General features: G+C 48.9%; 15 protein-coding genes. 2 read left to right on the top strand and 13 right to left on the bottom strand.

Translation table 11 applies throughout. The annotated features are described in order from the left end of the window. Positions 1-592 (bottom strand): peptidoglycan-binding domain-containing protein (locus AVZ68_RS17560; protein ID WP_180316727.1); only part of this gene is annotated, 592 nt, incomplete at its 3' end. Positions 593-968: 376 nt separating this feature from the next. Here AVZ68_RS17560 and AVZ68_RS17565 point away from each other — a divergent pair. Continuing rightward, entirely contained in the window at positions 969-1,682 is a 714-nt protein-coding gene (locus AVZ68_RS17565) for a class I SAM-dependent methyltransferase (protein WP_059105887.1), read from the top strand. 136 nt (positions 1,683-1,818) lie between these two features. Then, positions 1,819-3,231: an NADP-dependent phosphogluconate dehydrogenase gene (gene gnd / locus AVZ68_RS17570; protein WP_059105888.1), complete on the top strand. Its 1,413-nt coding sequence runs from the start codon at positions 1,819-1,821 to the stop codon at positions 3,229-3,231. Between the two features lie 321 nt (positions 3,232-3,552). Here gnd and zwf read toward each other — a convergent pair whose 3' ends face one another. The 12 genes from zwf to AVZ68_RS17630 all read right to left on the bottom strand — a co-directional run bounded on the left by zwf (position 3,553) and on the right by AVZ68_RS17630 (position 16,793). After that, a complete protein-coding gene (gene zwf, locus AVZ68_RS17575) occupies positions 3,553-5,037 on the bottom strand; it encodes a glucose-6-phosphate dehydrogenase (RefSeq protein ID WP_059105889.1) in 1,485 nt (494 codons plus the stop codon). A gap of 271 nt (positions 5,038-5,308) precedes the next feature. Beyond that, positions 5,309-6,112, bottom strand: coding sequence for an anti-sigma factor (locus AVZ68_RS17580; protein WP_059105890.1), 804 nt, complete (start codon positions 6,110-6,112; stop codon positions 5,309-5,311). Then, positions 6,105-6,671, bottom strand: coding sequence for an RNA polymerase sigma factor (locus AVZ68_RS17585; RefSeq protein ID WP_059105891.1), 567 nt, complete (start codon positions 6,669-6,671; stop codon positions 6,105-6,107). Before AVZ68_RS17585 ends, AVZ68_RS17580 begins: the two co-directional genes overlap by 8 nt. Before the next feature lie 488 nt (positions 6,672-7,159). Then, complete coding sequence (locus AVZ68_RS17590) at positions 7,160-8,335, bottom strand: thiolase family protein (RefSeq protein WP_059105892.1); 1,176 nt, start codon at positions 8,333-8,335, stop codon at positions 7,160-7,162. A gap of 39 nt (positions 8,336-8,374) precedes the next feature. Continuing rightward, on the bottom strand, positions 8,375-10,039 hold the full coding sequence (locus tag AVZ68_RS17595; protein ID WP_059105893.1) for a long-chain-fatty-acid--CoA ligase: 1,665 nt from the start codon (positions 10,037-10,039) through the stop codon (positions 8,375-8,377). Positions 10,040-10,212: 173 nt separating this feature from the next. Next, complete coding sequence (locus AVZ68_RS17600; protein WP_059105894.1) at positions 10,213-10,971, bottom strand: SDR family NAD(P)-dependent oxidoreductase; 759 nt, start codon at positions 10,969-10,971, stop codon at positions 10,213-10,215. A 12-nt stretch (positions 10,972-10,983) separates the two neighbouring features. Continuing rightward, positions 10,984-12,756, bottom strand: coding sequence for an acyl-CoA dehydrogenase FadE (locus AVZ68_RS17605; RefSeq protein ID WP_059105895.1), 1,773 nt, complete (start codon positions 12,754-12,756; stop codon positions 10,984-10,986). Between the two features lie 3 nt (positions 12,757-12,759). Beyond that, positions 12,760-13,491, bottom strand: a complete 732-nt coding sequence (locus tag AVZ68_RS17610) for a 2-phosphosulfolactate phosphatase (protein WP_059105896.1) — start codon at positions 13,489-13,491, stop codon at positions 12,760-12,762. A gap of 4 nt (positions 13,492-13,495) precedes the next feature. Beyond that, entirely contained in the window at positions 13,496-14,551 is a 1,056-nt protein-coding gene (locus AVZ68_RS17615; protein ID WP_059105897.1) for a phosphotransferase family protein, read from the bottom strand. Positions 14,552-14,563: 12 nt separating this feature from the next. Beyond that, on the bottom strand, positions 14,564-15,343 hold the full coding sequence (locus AVZ68_RS17620; RefSeq protein ID WP_059105898.1) for an enoyl-CoA hydratase: 780 nt from the start codon (positions 15,341-15,343) through the stop codon (positions 14,564-14,566). Further along, entirely contained in the window at positions 15,343-16,224 is an 882-nt protein-coding gene (locus tag AVZ68_RS17625; protein WP_059105899.1) for a 3-hydroxyacyl-CoA dehydrogenase family protein, read from the bottom strand. The genes AVZ68_RS17620 and AVZ68_RS17625 overlap by 1 nt, the downstream gene beginning before the upstream one ends. Further along, positions 16,224-16,793, bottom strand: a complete 570-nt coding sequence (locus AVZ68_RS17630) for a TetR/AcrR family transcriptional regulator (RefSeq protein ID WP_059105900.1) — start codon at positions 16,791-16,793, stop codon at positions 16,224-16,226. Before AVZ68_RS17630 ends, AVZ68_RS17625 begins: the two co-directional genes overlap by 1 nt. Positions 16,794-16,849: the final 56 nt, after the last annotated feature.

Here is a 16,849-nt window from a genome sequence, read left to right on the forward strand (position 1 = left end):
GTTCCTGCTCAGCTTGCTCTTGAGCAGCTTGTTCCTGCTCAGCTTGCTCCTGCTTTGGTTGTTCTTCTGTTACAGGGGCTTGTGCTGGTTGGCGATAGTAAAGCTCGCGATAGGTTTCTGGTCCGGCATAGCCGTCTACGGCAATCCCGACACTTGCTTGAAAGTTGCGAACCGCTTCATCTGTAAGAGGGCCAAACGCTCCGTCTAGTTCACCCTTGTAAAATTGAAGATCATTCAACTGTTTCTGGAGATCTTTGACAAGCGCTCCTTCATCTCCGTAGGAAAGCTCTGTTAACGCTCCGACCGTTTGCACACCGGCAATTCCATCGACTGCAAGGTCATGTTTTTGTTGATAAGTGGTGACCGCTTCTTTAGTAGAGCCTTTGTATGTGCCTGTGACTTTATCTGTCTTTAAGTATCCTTGCTGAGCAAGCAGCTCCTGTAGGTGCTCAACCTTTTCTCCGTTATCGCCTTTATATAGAGGATTGGCAGCCGCTTCTGAGAATGTTGGTGCAGTAAAAAGCACAGCACCTGCCGCCACAACTGGAAGTCCGATGTTACGGAACACTTTAAATGGTACGTTTCGTTTCAATGTATTGCCTCCTTTAAGTTTCTCACTGATTAGGATACTACCAGTACCATGGGAATCTAGCAATTGAATCTAGCACTTCTTAAATTGTTTGCAATCAAATTGTAACAATCGTTATCAATACGCAATATAGTGCGGGTTTGGTCTAGCAACATTGAGGTTAAATCACATATTTACACATGATTTGCGTATTTTATCTACATTTATCGCTTGTTATTGCTATATAATGGATATTAATTGGATTTATCCGCTTCTTTCGTCAATATAAGGCGTTATTTTGCATTTTTCGATGTCACATCTGCAATCAAATCGTCATATAGCACAGGTTAAAGGCACTCGCATACGTTAGTAGAGGGTCTTAAACAAGGAGGAATTCACGATGTCTTATACTGATATGATTGCTCAATACGGCATTGGAAGTGCTCATCCTGGAGGGTTTATAAAAAGCAAAACGTTGCTTCACTCCCTCCATCTACATTCGAATTCTCGTGTGCTGGATTGTGGCTGTGGCACCGGGCAAACGGCCGCCTATGTAAAAAAACAGTTTGCTTGCAAGGTCGATGCGTGTGATCTTCATCCTGTCATGCTTGATAAGGCGAAGGCTCGGTTTGAGAAGGAAAACTTGGACATCGCTTTGCTTGAGGCTCGTGCAGAAAACCTTCCGTACGAGGATGATTGCTTTCACCTCTTGCTGTCCGAATCGGTGACGTCTTTTACAAGTATAGAGAAGAGTCTAAATGAATACTGGCGTGTTTTAAAACCAGGAGGAATTCTCTGCATGAATGAAATCATGGCCTGGACGCCACTACGTCCTTCAGAGGAGCAGGAGCTTCGCCAGGCGTATGGATTCTCTCGACTCCTGGGAGATACGGAATGGGTCAAGGTGCTTCAAGCGTCTCGTTTCCAAGAGGTGACGCTCGATTCCTCCATGAGTGCCGCTGAGCTTCAGCAAGACCTCGAAGATAAGGGAGGCGACATGACCCCTTCAGAGATCATTCCGCCGAGCCATCTCGCTATAATGAATCAGCATCAGCAGCTCTCCGTCAAGTACAAAGATAAGATCGGTCATGGGCTCTTTCTGGCCAAAAAGTAAGCGGAGCTCTAAGTTGTTTTTCCTTGGAAAAGTCGCTTAGAGCCTGCTTTCTTGCAACTTGCTGTGTAACGCTTCCATATGATATGTTCTTTTTGATCGTAAATCTAAGCGCTTCAACAAGGAAAGGAAGAACAGAATGACCAAACAACATATTGGAGTTGTCGGTGTTGGCGTGATGGGACGTAGCCTCGCCTTGAACTTCGAGGATAAAGGCTACTCCGTTTCTCTCTACGACGTTTCTGAAGAACGCATCAATCAAATTTTGGATCTGGAAAAACACAGGCGCCTCGTCGGTACATATTCATTGGAAGCGTTTGTGGCTTCGCTTGAAAAGCCGCGCAAGATTATGCTCATGGTTCAAGCAGGACAAGTCACCGATAGCGTCATTGATTCTCTACTTCCGCTGCTTGATGAGAAAGACGTCCTCATTGACGGCGGAAACACGTACTACACGGATACAATTCGCAGGTCCAAGCTTGTTGAACCTCACGGAATTCATTTTATTGGAACCGGGGTGTCTGGAGGAGAAGAAGGCGCGCTCAAAGGGCCGTCCATTATGCCCGGAGGTCAAAAGGAAGCCTACGAGCTCGTTCGTCCGCTTTTTGAAAAGATTGCCGCCAAAGTTGGCGTTGACGCGTGTACGACATACATTGGGCCAGATGGAGCCGGCCACTATGTGAAAATGGTCCACAACGGGATTGAATACGGGGACATGCAGCTCATTTGTGAAGCGTATCTTCTATTAAAAGAGGTATTAGGCTTGGAGGCTGAGGAACTGCATCGCGTTTTTGCCGATTGGAATGAAGGAGAGCTGGACAGCTATCTGATTGAAATTACGGCCGATATTTTCACGAAAAAAGATGAAGAAACAGGAACGCCTTTGGTTGATGTGATTCTCGATTCGGCCGCTCAAAAAGGCACAGGCAAATGGACAAGCAAAAGCTCGCTTGACCTAGGCGTGCCTCTCCCGGTGGTGACCGAGTCGGTGTTCGCCCGTTTTCTTTCGGCGATGAAGGAAGAGCGCACACGTGCAAGCCAGCTTTTACCCGGACCTAAAGCTGCTACCTTTGACGGCGACAAGAAAGAACTCATAGAGAGCATTCGCCAGGCGTTGTACTTTAGCAAGGTGCTTTCCTATGCGCAAGGGTTTGCTCAACTAAAGGCAGCCTCCGAAGAATACAGCTGGGACTTGCAGTACGGAGAGATTGCGAAAATCTTTCGCGGAGGCTGCATTATCCGCGCCGCCTTCTTGCAGAACATTACCGATGCCTATGCGCGTGAAGCGGACTTGGACAACTTGCTACTGGATCCATATTTCAAAGAGATTGCGGATAAATACCAGCAATCCTTGCGGGATGTTCTTGGCGTTGCCATGCAGCGTGGCCTTGCGGTACCAGGGTTCGCAAGTGCACTTTCCTACTACGATAGCTACCGCAGCGAACGCTTGCCGGCGAATTTGCTACAAGCACAGCGTGACTACTTTGGAGCACATACCTATAAGCGCATAGATAAAGAAGGAATCTTCCATACCAATTGGCTGGAGGATTAACAGAGGACGTGTAGAGAGCGCTCAAATTTGAGCGCTTTTTTTGGTAGAAAGGCGAAAGTGGGTTGGTCAGAAGTGAGAGTTTTGGAAAAAGAAACCCCGGTTTTGGATCTCGTGTCAGGACTGAAAAAATCTCGAGCTTCTACCCACCGCAGCTGGACTGCACTACCTGTTTTAGTTATTGGGCTTTGTGGGCTAGTGCTTCATCATACAGTTCCTTCTCTAGCGTACCTAATCGCTTCGTTCTTGCCGTCGATTTCAGGGGATCGATGATTCTGAACAACATCAACCCAGCTCGGGAGGATTTCCTGAACTGGGTTGATGTTAAACGTCTTCTACGGGCCACCAGTGAAAGCCGTCCTTGTCCAGAAGCTGATCGGCTTCCCTTGGACCCATAGAGCCGGATTCGTAGCTTGCCAGTGGTTTGTCGCTATGTTCCCACGCTTCCGAGAGCGCATCAACGAAAGCCCAAGAAAGACTGACTTCATCCCAGTGCGCAAAGTTTGTCGCGTCCCCGACCATGCAGTCATAAAGCAAGCGTTCGTACGCCTCAGGGGTGTTGACACGATCGGTTGTGCCGTGACGGTATTCAAGGTCAACGGGCGTCGTCTCAGCGGAGCCAATTTTCTTGCCGTTAAGAACGATCGTTATTCCCTCATCTGGCTGGATATGGATAATCAGTAGGTTTGGACCACTTGTGGCCCCTTCCTTCGCATATAAATTTAGAGGGAGCTCTTTGAACTGGACCACAATCTTCGTTGATTTCACGCCCATTCGTTTTCCTGTGCGGATAAAAAACGGGACACCGGCCCAAGTGTGATTATCAATCATTAGTTTTGCGGCAACGTACGTTTCCGTTTTGGAGTGAGGGTCGACGTTCTCTTCACTTAAATAGCCTGGCACTTCCTTCCCGTCCAATTGGCCTTTGCCATATTGGGCTCGAACCGCGTCAGTGCTCGCACGCTCTCCTTCTACTGAACGCAGCGCACGCAAGACTTTAATTTTTTCTGCGCGAATGTCATCTGTTGTTAATCGCAGCGGAATGTCCATGGCGAGCAACGAGACCATTTGTAGCATATGGTTTTGCACCATGTCTCTGAGTGCGCCCGACTTTTCATAATACCCCCCGCGACCTTCGACTCCCAACTTCTCACTGGAGGTAACCTGGATGTTTGAAATGTTGCGGTTGTTCCAGAGAGGCTCAAACATGGCATTTGCAAAGCGAATCACTTGGATGTTTTGAACCATTTCTTTCCCTAAGTAGTGATCAATGCGGTAAATTTCATCCTCTGCAAACGCCTGACGAATCTCACCGTTCAGCTTTTTCGCTGAAGACAAATCATGACCAAATGGCTTTTCAATTACAAGCCGTGACCAGCCCTTCGTATTGGTGACCCCTTCTGATTTCAGCGACTCTGCAATGGTCCCGAAAAACTCTGGAGCCATCGCCATATAGAAAATTCGATTTCCCGGGATATGATACTCGTCATCAAGTCCTGCTAATTTATTTTTAAGACGGGTGTAAGACTCCTTGTTGGTCACGTCAAACGGCATGTATGTAAAATGAGAAACAAACGTTTCAATGTCTGCTGTAGCATCGTTCACCTCTTCATGAATCGAAGCACGTACATGCTCTTGCAATATGTCATCTGTCCACTCTCTACGCCCTAACCCTACAACGGCAAACTGCTCAGATAGGTTTCTTTTTTGGTACAAGTTATAGATAGATGGAAACAGTTTGCGCTTGGCTAAGTCTCCGGTTGAACCAAAAAGGACGAGCACGGCTTTGGGCTGCTCGGTATTCTTCATTTACTAAACCCTCATTTCTCTCTGTAGCACTGGCTCCTAGTAACGTTCATCTCACCGCGGAACGAGAAGCATGAAAACCTTACATCACAGTATACCGGAAAAGTTCGCTCAAAAACAGCGAATCGAATCAGCTTTAGGTTTCCAACAATGGTGTACAAGTAACACTAGCCATTTGTTCACTTTCAACCCCTCCACGTTTCAACAGTTTCGTGTCCTTAAGGATAAAGAAAAACAAACACCCGCGCAAAACGCGCGAGTGCTTCTAATGGCTCTATAGTTCTGTAGGCGGTACGACAATGTCTTCGCTTGGCGCTTCGTTGTTCGGCTGTTCTTCAATGGAAATCGCCACCGCCTCGTTCAAGAATTCAACGCCCTCCTCTAAATCAAAAACAAGAGCTCCTTGCCCTTTTTCATTGGTAACAAAGGAACCAGAAGGGTAGGGCGTTTCCCCTTCAAATCCCCAAACCTGGTAGACATTGGACCCTTCAAGCTCTGGTAGTTCCGCTTGAATCACAAGCTGTAGCTGCCCTTCATCCCCTTCGACAATCGATAATTGTCCGACACTGTTTTCTTCCGCATCGTTTAACTGTACCGCATTGACAATAGCGCCAAACTCGCTTCCTTCACTGGCTGGCTCATCTGCCGGAATTTGCGCCAGCAAATCATTGTTTTGCTCCTCAAGCTCTGCCACATCGTTTTGCAGCCCACTCATTTGCATCTGGAACAAGACATTGGCGCCTACAGAAAAGAGCAGTGCTGCCGCTGCCACCATCGGCCATACACGACGCTTTCGCCCCGGTGTCATTGGAACGACCTTGTTAGTTTCACCCTCGTCCCCATTTGTACTCTCTTCCTCTGCAAACACAGCCCCAAGAACGCGCTCTTTCATGTTTTCTGGAGGCTCGATGTCCGCTGTATGGGCTGAAATGTCTTCATTTAGCAAATAAAGCTCTGCCAATTGCTCCTGACATTCTTCGCAGTCAAGCAAATGGTTTTCAAAAGCTTCTTGATCGCGCGGCGAGAGCTCATCATTAAAATAATCAAACAAGCGTTCACATTGGTTGTCTTTACTCATGTACATCGCCTCTTCCATCTAGTGAACCTAGCTGTTTTCTCAGTCGTTTCAACGCTAGCCTCAACCTTCCTTTCACGGTCCCAAGTGGGAGGTCACTCTGCTGGGCAATTTTCGTTTGCGACTGACCTTCAAAGTAAAATAGCTTCACCACATACTGCTGCTCTGCTGGAAGTTCGCGCACCGCTGTGCGAACGGTGTCTTGTTCTTCCTTCTGCTCGATGGTTCCCTCAACCGTCTCCGTATCCACCCGGTCTGTATCCTGTTCATAAAGCGGTGCGGTCTCCGTTCGTTTAGCCTTACGGATCGCATCGATCGCTTTATTCCTGGCGATGGTTAACAGCCAGGAGGAAAACTTCCCTCGACTCGGATCATAAGAAGTCTGGCCCTTCCAAAGCTTGATAAACACATCTTGCATTACTTCTTCGGCCAGTCCCTTGTCTTTCGTAAATCGGAAAATAAAGGAAAACAAAATCTTCTCATAGCGCTCGTATAATTGTTCCAGCGCCTGCCGATTCTGATTCAGAATGCGCTGGTATAATTCTTCATCTTTAGGTGGCATTGGTGTACTCCTTTTTTCAGCTATGATTATAAAGTAAACGAACAAAAACGAGGATTAGATCACTTTTTGAAAAAATTGGCTTTTGTTACGACTCCTTTTCAAGCAAGCGGACTTTCACTTAACAAATAAATTCCCTCCTCACTAGTTGCCGAGGAACATCCCCTCGACCAACGCTGAAAATTAACCTTCAGTTTCACGAGATCGACCACTCCCGTTATGTAAGCGTAAGTGTGCTCTCAGTATAGCTTACCTTGTTTTGAAAGGACAAGTGAGAGAGGAGGACTTACGCGTATAAAAGCAAACAGCCTTGCCTCATTTTTACTCATTGAGGCAAGGCTGTAGAGGTTCTTCTTTATTTTCTGCCTTCTCCTTCGCAGATCTTTCTGAAGAGAGGGCGTATAGCTCCCTCTCCTTCCATTAGACGCCTTTGCATGTGGAATTTTGCAAGGAGTGCCTCCTTCGTTGATGAATCTCGCTTCGCTCCTCCGTTAGCCCTCACGTTCAATCAATGTCGCGATCCCTTGCCCGCCTCCAATACAAGCAGTAATTAAAGCTGTGGATTGGTTCCTTCTGCGCAATTCATAAATGGCTTTTGTCATTAAGATCGCGCCTGTTGCGCCTAGCGGGTGTCCGTGAGCGATCGCGCCACCATTTACATTTAATTTCTCAGGGTCAAACTCCAGTTCTCGGTCGCAGGCAATCACCTGGCCGGCGAACGCTTCATTCAGTTCGATGAGGTCAATTTCGTTTAGGGTTACCCCTGTGCGTTCCAGTAGTTTTCGAGTGGCAGGGACAGGTCCAATGCCCATAATGTTCGGGTCGACCCCGCTCACAGCATAGCCGCGAATCACTGCCAGCGGTACTAAGCCATGTTCTTTCGCCTTCTCTCTGGACATCACAACCACAGCGCTTGCCGCATCATTCAAGCCGGAACTGCTCCCCGCGGTTACCGTGCCGCCTTCTAGAAACGCAGGAGGCAGCTTTGCTAACGCTTCACGTGTTGTGGACGGTCGCGGATGCTCATCTTTGTGAAACGAAATCGCTTCTCCTCGTCTTTGCGGAACCTCAATCGGGACAATTTGTTCGTCAAAGTAGCCTGCTTCCATGGCAGAGCCCATTCGCTGCTGGCTTCGAAGCGAATAGTCATCCTGCTTTTCTCGTGAGATCCCATATTTTTTCACGAGATTCTCTGCGGTAATGCCCATTGGCGGATCGCCGATTTCTTTTGGGGAGAGCCGTGAAGAACGGAAAGCAGGAGGCATCGGGCTATACGCCTTTGTGGGCCGGTCCATTAAATAAGGCGCGCGGCTCATGCTTTCAACCCCGCCGGCAACGAAAACGTCTCCGTCTCCGGCTTTAATCGCTTGAGCGGCTAAATTGATCGCATTGATGCCCGAGCCACACTGGCGGTCCACCGTTAAGCCGGGAATATCAAGTGACAGTCCCGTTTGCAGCGCCGTTAAACGGGCAATATTGCCACCCCCACTTAACACGTTTCCCATGATCACATCATCAATTTCCTCTGCTTGGACGGAGGCTCTTTGGATCGCTTCCTTTAAAACAGCGGCTCCGTATTCATGGGCCTGAAGATTCGATAGAGCTCCCCCTTGTTTGCCAATAGGTGTTCTCACTGCAGATACAATGACTGCATCTCGATTGGACATAGCGATTCCTCCATTTTTTTTATATTGAAACTCTCCTTGTTACTTCACTTGCTCTCTAGCCGCTTCCTCCTGCAATTGCCTCCATAAGATCTTTCCGCTGGCGGTAGTTGGAAACGATGTGCGAAATTCAATGGCGCGCGGGTACTTGTAGGCCGCCATTTCCTCTTTGGACCACTCAATGATCTCATTTTCTGTCACCGTGCCTACGGAATCAGAATGCAGGATCACTAACGCCTTCACCGACTCCCCGCGCACAGGATCGGGGACGCCAATAACACAGGCCTGCTCGATGGCTGGATGTTTGTAGAGCAAGGATTCGACTTCGGATGGCCAGACTTTATAGCCGGAAGCGTTAATCATTCGCTTGACCCGATCAACCATAAAGAAATAGCCTTCTTCGTCGAATTTTGCCATGTCTCCTGTTCGAAAGAAACGTTTCCCATTGAGTTCTATAAACGCCTTTGCTGTTTCTTCTGGTCGATGGTAATACCCTTCAAAAAGCTGTGGCCCGTTAATGACAATTTCACCGACTTCGTCCGTGCCTAGCTCCTTAAGCGAGGTCGGGTCCACCACGCGCGCGTCCACGTCAAAGGAGGGAACGCCCAAGCATTGCAGTTTTGGAGCATCAGGCGGATTGAAATGCGTATGCGAAATCGTCTCCGACAGTCCGTAGGCTTCGATATAACGCAAGCCAAGATACGTATACAATTTTTCGCCGACGGCTTCGGGAAGAGGAGCGCCCCCTCCAGCCACTCTTTGTAACGAAGACAGGTCATACTCTTGCAGCTGCGGATGTCCAAGAAAGTCGACGACCATCGTGCTAATATTGACCCAGTTCGTGATTTTATGGCGCTCGATCATTTCCGCCGCATGCGTTCGGTTCCATCTCGTTAAGATCACGATGGATGAACCGACCAGTAGCGGCAAGTGCATGCTATGAAGCATGCCAGTGACGTGGAAAAAGGGCAACGTGGCTAAATGAACAGAATCGCTTGTGGCATTCATCCAATGGGCCGCTCCAAACATATTCGCCTGGAAGGAGCGATGGGTGTGCTTGCAGCCCTTCGGAAGCCCAGTGGTGCCAGAAGTATAAGGAAGCGCAGCAAGATCCTTGTTTGAACCAACGTAGGTGCTCGGCTCCACCTTCTCATTTAACACGTGAGACCAGGAAATTCCCAGGTCCTCTTTCTCTGGCGTTGTGACTTCGTCTGGCAAACCTACAATTTCACTTTCTTTCGGCAAATACGTTGCATATGAAGTAACGATGATCTCACGAAGTGTTGTTCTGCCTTGAAGAGAGGCGAGATTTTCGTATAGCTCTTGTCCGGCAATCGCCACTTCCACTTCACAGTCGTTTAGGTGAAACTCCAGTTCCGCTTCTTTGTTCATCGGGTTGCTTGGCACAACCACCGCCCCGATTCTTAAAATCGCATAGGTGGCGATCACGTACTGCGGCGAATTTTGCATGTAAAGAAGGACGCGATCGCCAACCTTGATGTGCAGACGTCTTTGCAAAAAACCGGCAAGATGTTCGACCTGTTCGAGCAATTCTTCGTACGTAAGAGCGTTTCCGTAGTAATGAATCGCCGTTTTTGTTGGGTATCGCTTCGTAGCCACAAGCAAATTATCGTAGACCGTTGTTTCAGGAATCGTTAACGTCTTTGTTAATCCGGGAGGCCATGCCTCGTAATGCCTTTTGTTCATAGGAAATCCTCCTCCCAAGCTTTCTTTCACTCGCTGAGTGGTAGAACATTCAAACGGGGGTTGGCGTACGTATTTCATATCTGCACGCCGACCAGCGTCTTTGACGTCCACTGCTCTTTTTGCGCTTTCTGTCGGAATTCTCGCCTGTCTCATCTGGATGATTGCGCCGCAGGTTATTTAATCAGCCATCCCCCATCGACGAGCACATCTGACCCTGTCATATAAGAAGCTTCATTTGATGCGACAAAGGCAACCACATTGGCGATCTCTTCGGACTCTCCAACGCGCATAAGCGCGGTGTTTCTTTCAATCGTTTTTGCGAATTTTTCATTTTGTAAGCTCCCCTCTGTCAATGGGGTGTCAATAAACCCTGGGGAGACAGAGTTCACGCGAATGCCGTGAGGCGCAAGTTCAAGGGCGAGCGCTTTCGTAAAATTGATCGCTCCCGCTTTGGCCGAGCTATAGTGGGGGATGTGGGCACCCGCTTGATGCCCGGAAAGGGAGGTGATGTTCACAATCGAACGTTTTCGCTTCTCTTGCTCCCCCTCCGCTTGCTTTTTCATCACTCCTCCAAGTAGCTGCGAAACGAGAAACACGCTTTTTAAATTGACGTTCTGCATGGCGTCCCAGTCTTCCTCGCTGGTGTCCATGATAAAGGAGCTTTTAGAACCCCCGGCTCCGTTGATGAGAACATCCAATGTGCCAAACGTGTTTGCCACATAGTCTGCGAGCCGGGCCACGTCTGCTTTTACCGTGACGTCCGCTGGAATGACGTGAGCGCCGGGGATCGCTTCGGCTACCGACTCAAGCTTTTGCTTCGTGCGGCCGACAAGAATCACTGTTGCTCCCTCGCTTGCTAATCGTTTCGCCGTTTCTTCCCCAATGCCACTTCCTGCACCTGTAATCAGGGCCACCGTATCATTAAATCTCATTTTCCACTCTCCTTAACATTGATAGCGTTCGGCTTTGTATTGTGCTTCAGCAATCGAACGGTTTCTCTCAAAGCCGGCACTCCAAGCGAGCGGCGCACTGCATGCCCTGATGATTACCTGGGAAAATGCGCGTTTCTCTTCTTCGTTCGCTACTGCGAGAACAAGCGAACGAGCCAGTTGTTCGGTTCTCCATATGGCCCTCTCCAGATACGAACGAGTGAGGTCTAGTTTTAGTGCATGGGCCTCTTCTCCGTCAGCAAGTGCGGCCTTGTAGGTACGTAGCACCACGGACTCCACCGCAAAGAGTTCAATCGCCAAATCCGCAAGTCGTATGAGCACCTCTTGCTCACCTTTCAGCTTGGTCCCGTACGCTTTGTAAGCGAGACCTGCGCAAGCCAAAAAAAGCTTTCTGATGACTTCGACCGCGGCCCGTTCTTCGGAAAGGAGTCCTTCCTTTCTTGCCGGGTTCGCTAGCTCCGCAACTGCGTCTTCGGCCACTGCCTTTAAGTCAATTTCGTTTTTCGCCGCCTTGCGGAATAAATGCGTCGGAATCAAAAGACGATTAATTTCATTCGTCCCTTCAAAGATACGGTTGATCCGCGAATCACGGTACATCCGTTCCATGCCGTATTCTTCAATGAATCCGGCGCCGCCATGAAGCTGCAGCGATTCATCCGCGACTTCATCGAGCGTCTCCGAACCAAACACTTTGCAAATCGCACACTCAATCGCGTACTCGGCTAGGCCCTTGCTCACTGTTTGGAAATCACGTTCATCATAAAGCTCGCCAAGTACCTCCTCCAGCTGTCCAGCCACCCGGTATTGAATCGACTCCGCCGCATACAATCGTGCCGCCATCCGTCCGACCTTCTCTTTCGTTGCGGAAAAATCGGCAATCCGTGTTTTAAACTGCTTACGCTCTTGGATAAAGGAAAGCGTCCGACCGAATCCCCCTTTGGCACCGCCCATGCAGGCCGAGCCTAAATTAAAGCGCCCCAGATTTAAGACGTTAAAGGCAATGATATGCCCTCTGCCTACTTCCCCTAACACGTTTTCAACGGGAACGAGGCAGTCTTCCATCACCACGGTTCTCGTTGAAGACCCTTTGATCCCCATTTTTTTCTCTTCCGGCCCCAGGGAAAGACGCGGGTAGTCTTTTTCAACAATGAACGCAGTAAAATGTTCGCCGTCAACTTTGGCGTAGACAATAAACGTATCGGCAAAGACAGCGTTTGTAATGTAAATTTTCGATCCATTTAAAACGTAATGTTTCTTGTCAGCGGATAACTTCGCGGTTGTTTGGGCTGCCAAAGCATCCGAACCGGCATTGGGCTCGGTTAAACAATACGCACCGAGAAATTCGCCTGAAGCAAGCTTTGGCAGATAGGCACTTTTTTGCTCGGCCGTTCCGTAATACGTGATTGGAAGCGTCGCAATGCACGTATGGTTGGAGTGGGCCACCCCGTAACTTCCTGTCCCGCCAAGCACCTCGCCGACGACCGCTTTGCTAATCTTATCAAGCCCAAGTCCCCCATAGGCTTCAGGGATGCTATGTCCAAGAAGTCCGAGTCCTCCTGCTTTTTGCAGCAGGGAGACGGTTTTTTCGAAATCTTGCTTTTCAATGCTCTCCTGATAAGGCTGAACATCACGATGGACAAATTGTCTTGCCGTTTCAGCGATCATCTGATGTTCTTCGGTAAACGCTTCCGGTGTAAATACACGCCCTAGCTCGGGCGACTCTGTAAAAAAGAGCCCTCCCGCTCTCCGTGTGTCTGTCTGTGCCATCCGTTACCTCTCCTTTTCTAAAACCGTTACACACTCTTCGTGCAGCTGATACACGTCATCAATGACGCCAAACCTCGAGGAAAAGGCGAGGTCCTCATAAAGCCCATGTTTCGTTAGAAATTGCCCTATATGTGCTGAGGCTAACAGATCGTAAGCGCTCTCCTTTGTTTGCAAATACAGCTCGTGGGCGGCTTTGGCGGTGTCGTTCATCGTCTCTGTCACTTCCGCTAATAGATGAATCAAACAGCCCGCTCCGTAGAAATCCTCCAAACTCAGCTCGCCTGAATTGCCAGCGCAAACAATCAGCAAGGTCGCCTCGCGTTGCTCCTTTTTCAACTGCCTAGCAACCGCGGGCATGTTTAGAAGAGAAGCGACGTATACGCTTTTCGCCTTCGCCACTTTTCGCAAGGCAACGGTTCCGTTGGTCGTGGACAAAATCAAGGTTTTTCCTTTTATCACGGAGGCGATTTCCGTTGGGCTCGGGTAGCTGAAGCCTTCGATCGGTCTCGCCTTCTCTTCGCCGGCAAGGACGTACGTTCCTTCCGCATAACTTTCCGCTACCTTTCTTCCTTCGTCGGGACTGGCAACAGCTCGAACCTCTTTCGCGCCGTGGTGAAGAGCGGAGGTAATTGTCGTTGTCGCAAGCAAGATATCCAGCACCACCGCGACTTTATCTCCCTCTTGTACTTTCTCTTCATCGACCGCTTCTTTTTGAATGAGAACATGAATATTCACAGGTTCACCTCCGCATCAGCATTTCTTCGCTACCGGTTAAAAACAGCGCGTGAACCATGCGGTCAAAATGGGCAAAGCGAGCGTCCGTCGTCTGCCCTTTTCGGTAGCGGTAGTAGATTTGCTGAATAATGACGGCCAGCTTAAAGTAGGCAAACGTTACGTAATAATGAATGTTTGAGACGTCGCGCCCGCTTTTTTGGCTGTACTGCTGAATAAATTCCTCTCGACTAAAAAAGCCAGGTTGAGTAGTGACAGGTGTTTTTCCAAGTCCTGTTTTTAACATTTCTCGATCATCGGCTTGAATCCAGTAACTAAGCGTTACGCCAAGATCCGCAAGGGGATCACCAACCGTCGCCATTTCCCAGTCAAACAAACCGACCATTTGGCTCAAGTCGTCGTTAAACATGGCATTATTCATTTTGTAGTCGTAGTGAATGATGCTCGCCTCTCCCTCTTTTGGCAAGTGGTCGACGAGCCACTTCATTAACGGTTCTGCTTCTTTGATCTCATCGGTTTTGGCGCGCGCATAGCGTGAAATCCAGCCATGGACTTGTCGCTCCATAAATCCTTCAGGTTTTGTCATCTCGGTCAGCGCGGTTTGCGTGTAATCAATTGAGTGAAGCTTCACCAATTGATCGACCATCGTTTGCGATAATTGGTGACAAAGCGATTCGGTTACCTGAATCCCGTCTGGAAAATGCGTATCAATCACGTGGCCACGCTTTCGCTCCATCACCCAAAACGGGGCCCCGACCACTTCTTTATCATCGGAATACAGCAGGGGCTCTGGAGCCACATCGAAAAGAGGATGAACCGCCTTTAAAAATTGGTATTCACGCCCCATATCGTGAGCTTTAGGAGCAACGGGGCCAAGAGGAGGCCTCCGTAAAACAGCTTCCCACTCGCCTATCCTCAGCTGGTAGGTTAAGTTGGAGTGCCCCCCCGAAAATTGTGTGACTTCAAGCTCCCCGTCTGGCAGATGCGTTCTCTCTTTTTTTAAAAAAGCAAGCAACCGGTTTTTGTCCAGCTCTTCCCCTTCTCGTATCGGGATCGTATCCATTTTGCTTCCCCCTTAACGGTGTACAAATGATGGCTTGCGTTTTTCGATGAACGCCTGTACGCCTTCTTTAATGTCCTCGGATTGAAACACTTCGGCAAATAGATCCGCTTCCCATTCAAGCGCAGCCTGGATGTCTTTATCCATGCCATCATTTACGGCTTGCTTAATGCGTGAGAGTGAGACAAGTGAATGCGTTGTCATTTTAGTGGCGAGTGCCTTCGCCTGCTTTAGGCCTTCCCCACTAGGAACTACGTGGTTAACAAGTCCAAGCTCACGGGCTTCCTCGGCCTGCACCGGCTCTCCTGTGAACATCAGCTCCTTCGCTTTGGCCGTTCCAATCAGTCGAGGCAAACGCTGTGTCCCGCCGCCTCCAGGAAAGAGCCCAAGAGCGATTTCTGGCAGGCCGACTTTAACATGCGCTTCGGCTACACGAATGTCACAGCAGAGCGCAAGCTCACATCCGCCTCCAAGCGTTAAGCCATTCAATACGGCGATGGTTGGTTTGGGAAACTGCTCAATTCGACTTAAAACGGCGTGTGTCTCCATCACTTGTTCTTTCATCGACGGGCTTCCCATCATCTGCGGGAACTCTTTGATGTCTGCCCCAGCAACGAAGGCTTTTTCTCCTCCCCCGGTGATCAGAACGGCGATGACTTTTTGATCGTCCGCAAGCTCTTGGAATGTCTCATCCAACTCCTGGAACACCGCGTGACTGAGCACATTGAGCGGCGGGTTCTGGATCGTGATTGTGGCTAGACCATCTGCACGTTCAACGCTTAGGTACGCGGCCATTACTGGGTCACTCCTTTTTTCGTATAGTCGTACCAGCCTTTGCCGGTTTTGCGCCCGAGATTTCCCTCCTTCACTTTCTCTTCAATGCAGGCTGCCGGTTGATCAGCAGGGTCGCCGGTCTCCTGGTAGCGTTGCTGCATCACATAATAGCCAACATCAATGCCCGATAAATCCATTAACTCAAAAGGACCGATCGGATGACGAAGCGCCTTGCGACAAATCGTGTCAATGTCTTTAAAGTCAGCAATTCCTTCCTCATAGAGGTAAACCGCTTCGCGCTGCAAGGCACCGAGAATGCGATTGGCGACGAAGCCGGAAATTTCTTTTCGGAGAAGCACCGCTGTCCGGTTCATCGTCTCACTCACCTTCATGGTCACTTCTGCCGTTTCCTCTGAGGTGACGTCACTCATTACGACTTCGACGCAGTCCATCACAAGCGGCGGGAAGAAGAAGTGCATATTGACGACTTTGTCTGCACGATTGGTTTCCAGCAAGCTATTAACGATCGTGGAGCTGTTGGTGGCGAGGATCGTATGACCAGGAGCGATGATGTCTAACTGCGTAAAAATCTGCTGCTTCACCTCTAGTTTTTCGACAGCGGCTTCAATGATAAAGTCAGCATTTCCCGCTGCTTCTTCCATACTGGTCGTAAACTGCAAGCGAGCAAAAGCTGCTTCCTTTTCTTCTTCTGTGATCTTGCTTTTTTTCACCCAATCGCCCATGATCCCCTCGAGCTTTGCTTTCGCCCCTGCGAGTGCTTCTTCTTTCACATCCTGAATTGTTGTTGTAAAGCCCCCTAAGGCTGATAGCATCGCAATTTGATGCCCCATTTGTCCTGCACCAATGACTGTGATCCGTTCAATTTGAGCCATAACACTCATCACTCCTTGATTTGAATGCCTTGCAAAATCAGTTCCACAAAATGTTGCGCGACCTCTTCGTCCAACAGTTCTCCATTAGGATCAAACCACTGATAGCTCCAGTTGGTAATGCCTAATACGGCAAGAGCTGTAATGGAGGGGCGCAACCCTTTTTGAAATTCACCGTCTCTTACCCCGTCTTCAATAACACGCTGCAAATTCCACCTGAATTCATTGCGTTTCCCGGCAATGTTCTCATAACTTTCCTGATTCAAATGGCGCATTTCACGGTAAAAAATTTTCGCGCTTGGCCCTTGGGTTTTGATTTTCGTAACGAGAAGAAAAACCGTATCGATTAGCTTTTCTTTACTGGACTTCGCCGGCGCTTCATAAATCGCTGCCTGCTCGTTTAAAATGCCTTCAATGTATTCCAGATGAATTTCCATCAGCAGCGATTCTTTGCTTGAAAAATAGTAATAAAACGTTCCTTTCGTGACCTCCATCGCCTCGACAATATCCTGAATGGACGTCTCTGAAAATCCCTTTTCTTCAAATAATGTAATAGCTTTCGCTTTAATGGCATCTCTCATGGTTGACTCCCCACATTCTTTTGATTGTATGGTTTCATGATACCATGTGGGCCTTT

Source organism: Shouchella shacheensis, assembly GCF_001484965.1.
GTDB classification, from domain to species: Bacteria; Bacillota; Bacilli; order Bacillales; family Bacillaceae_D; genus Shouchella; species Shouchella shacheensis.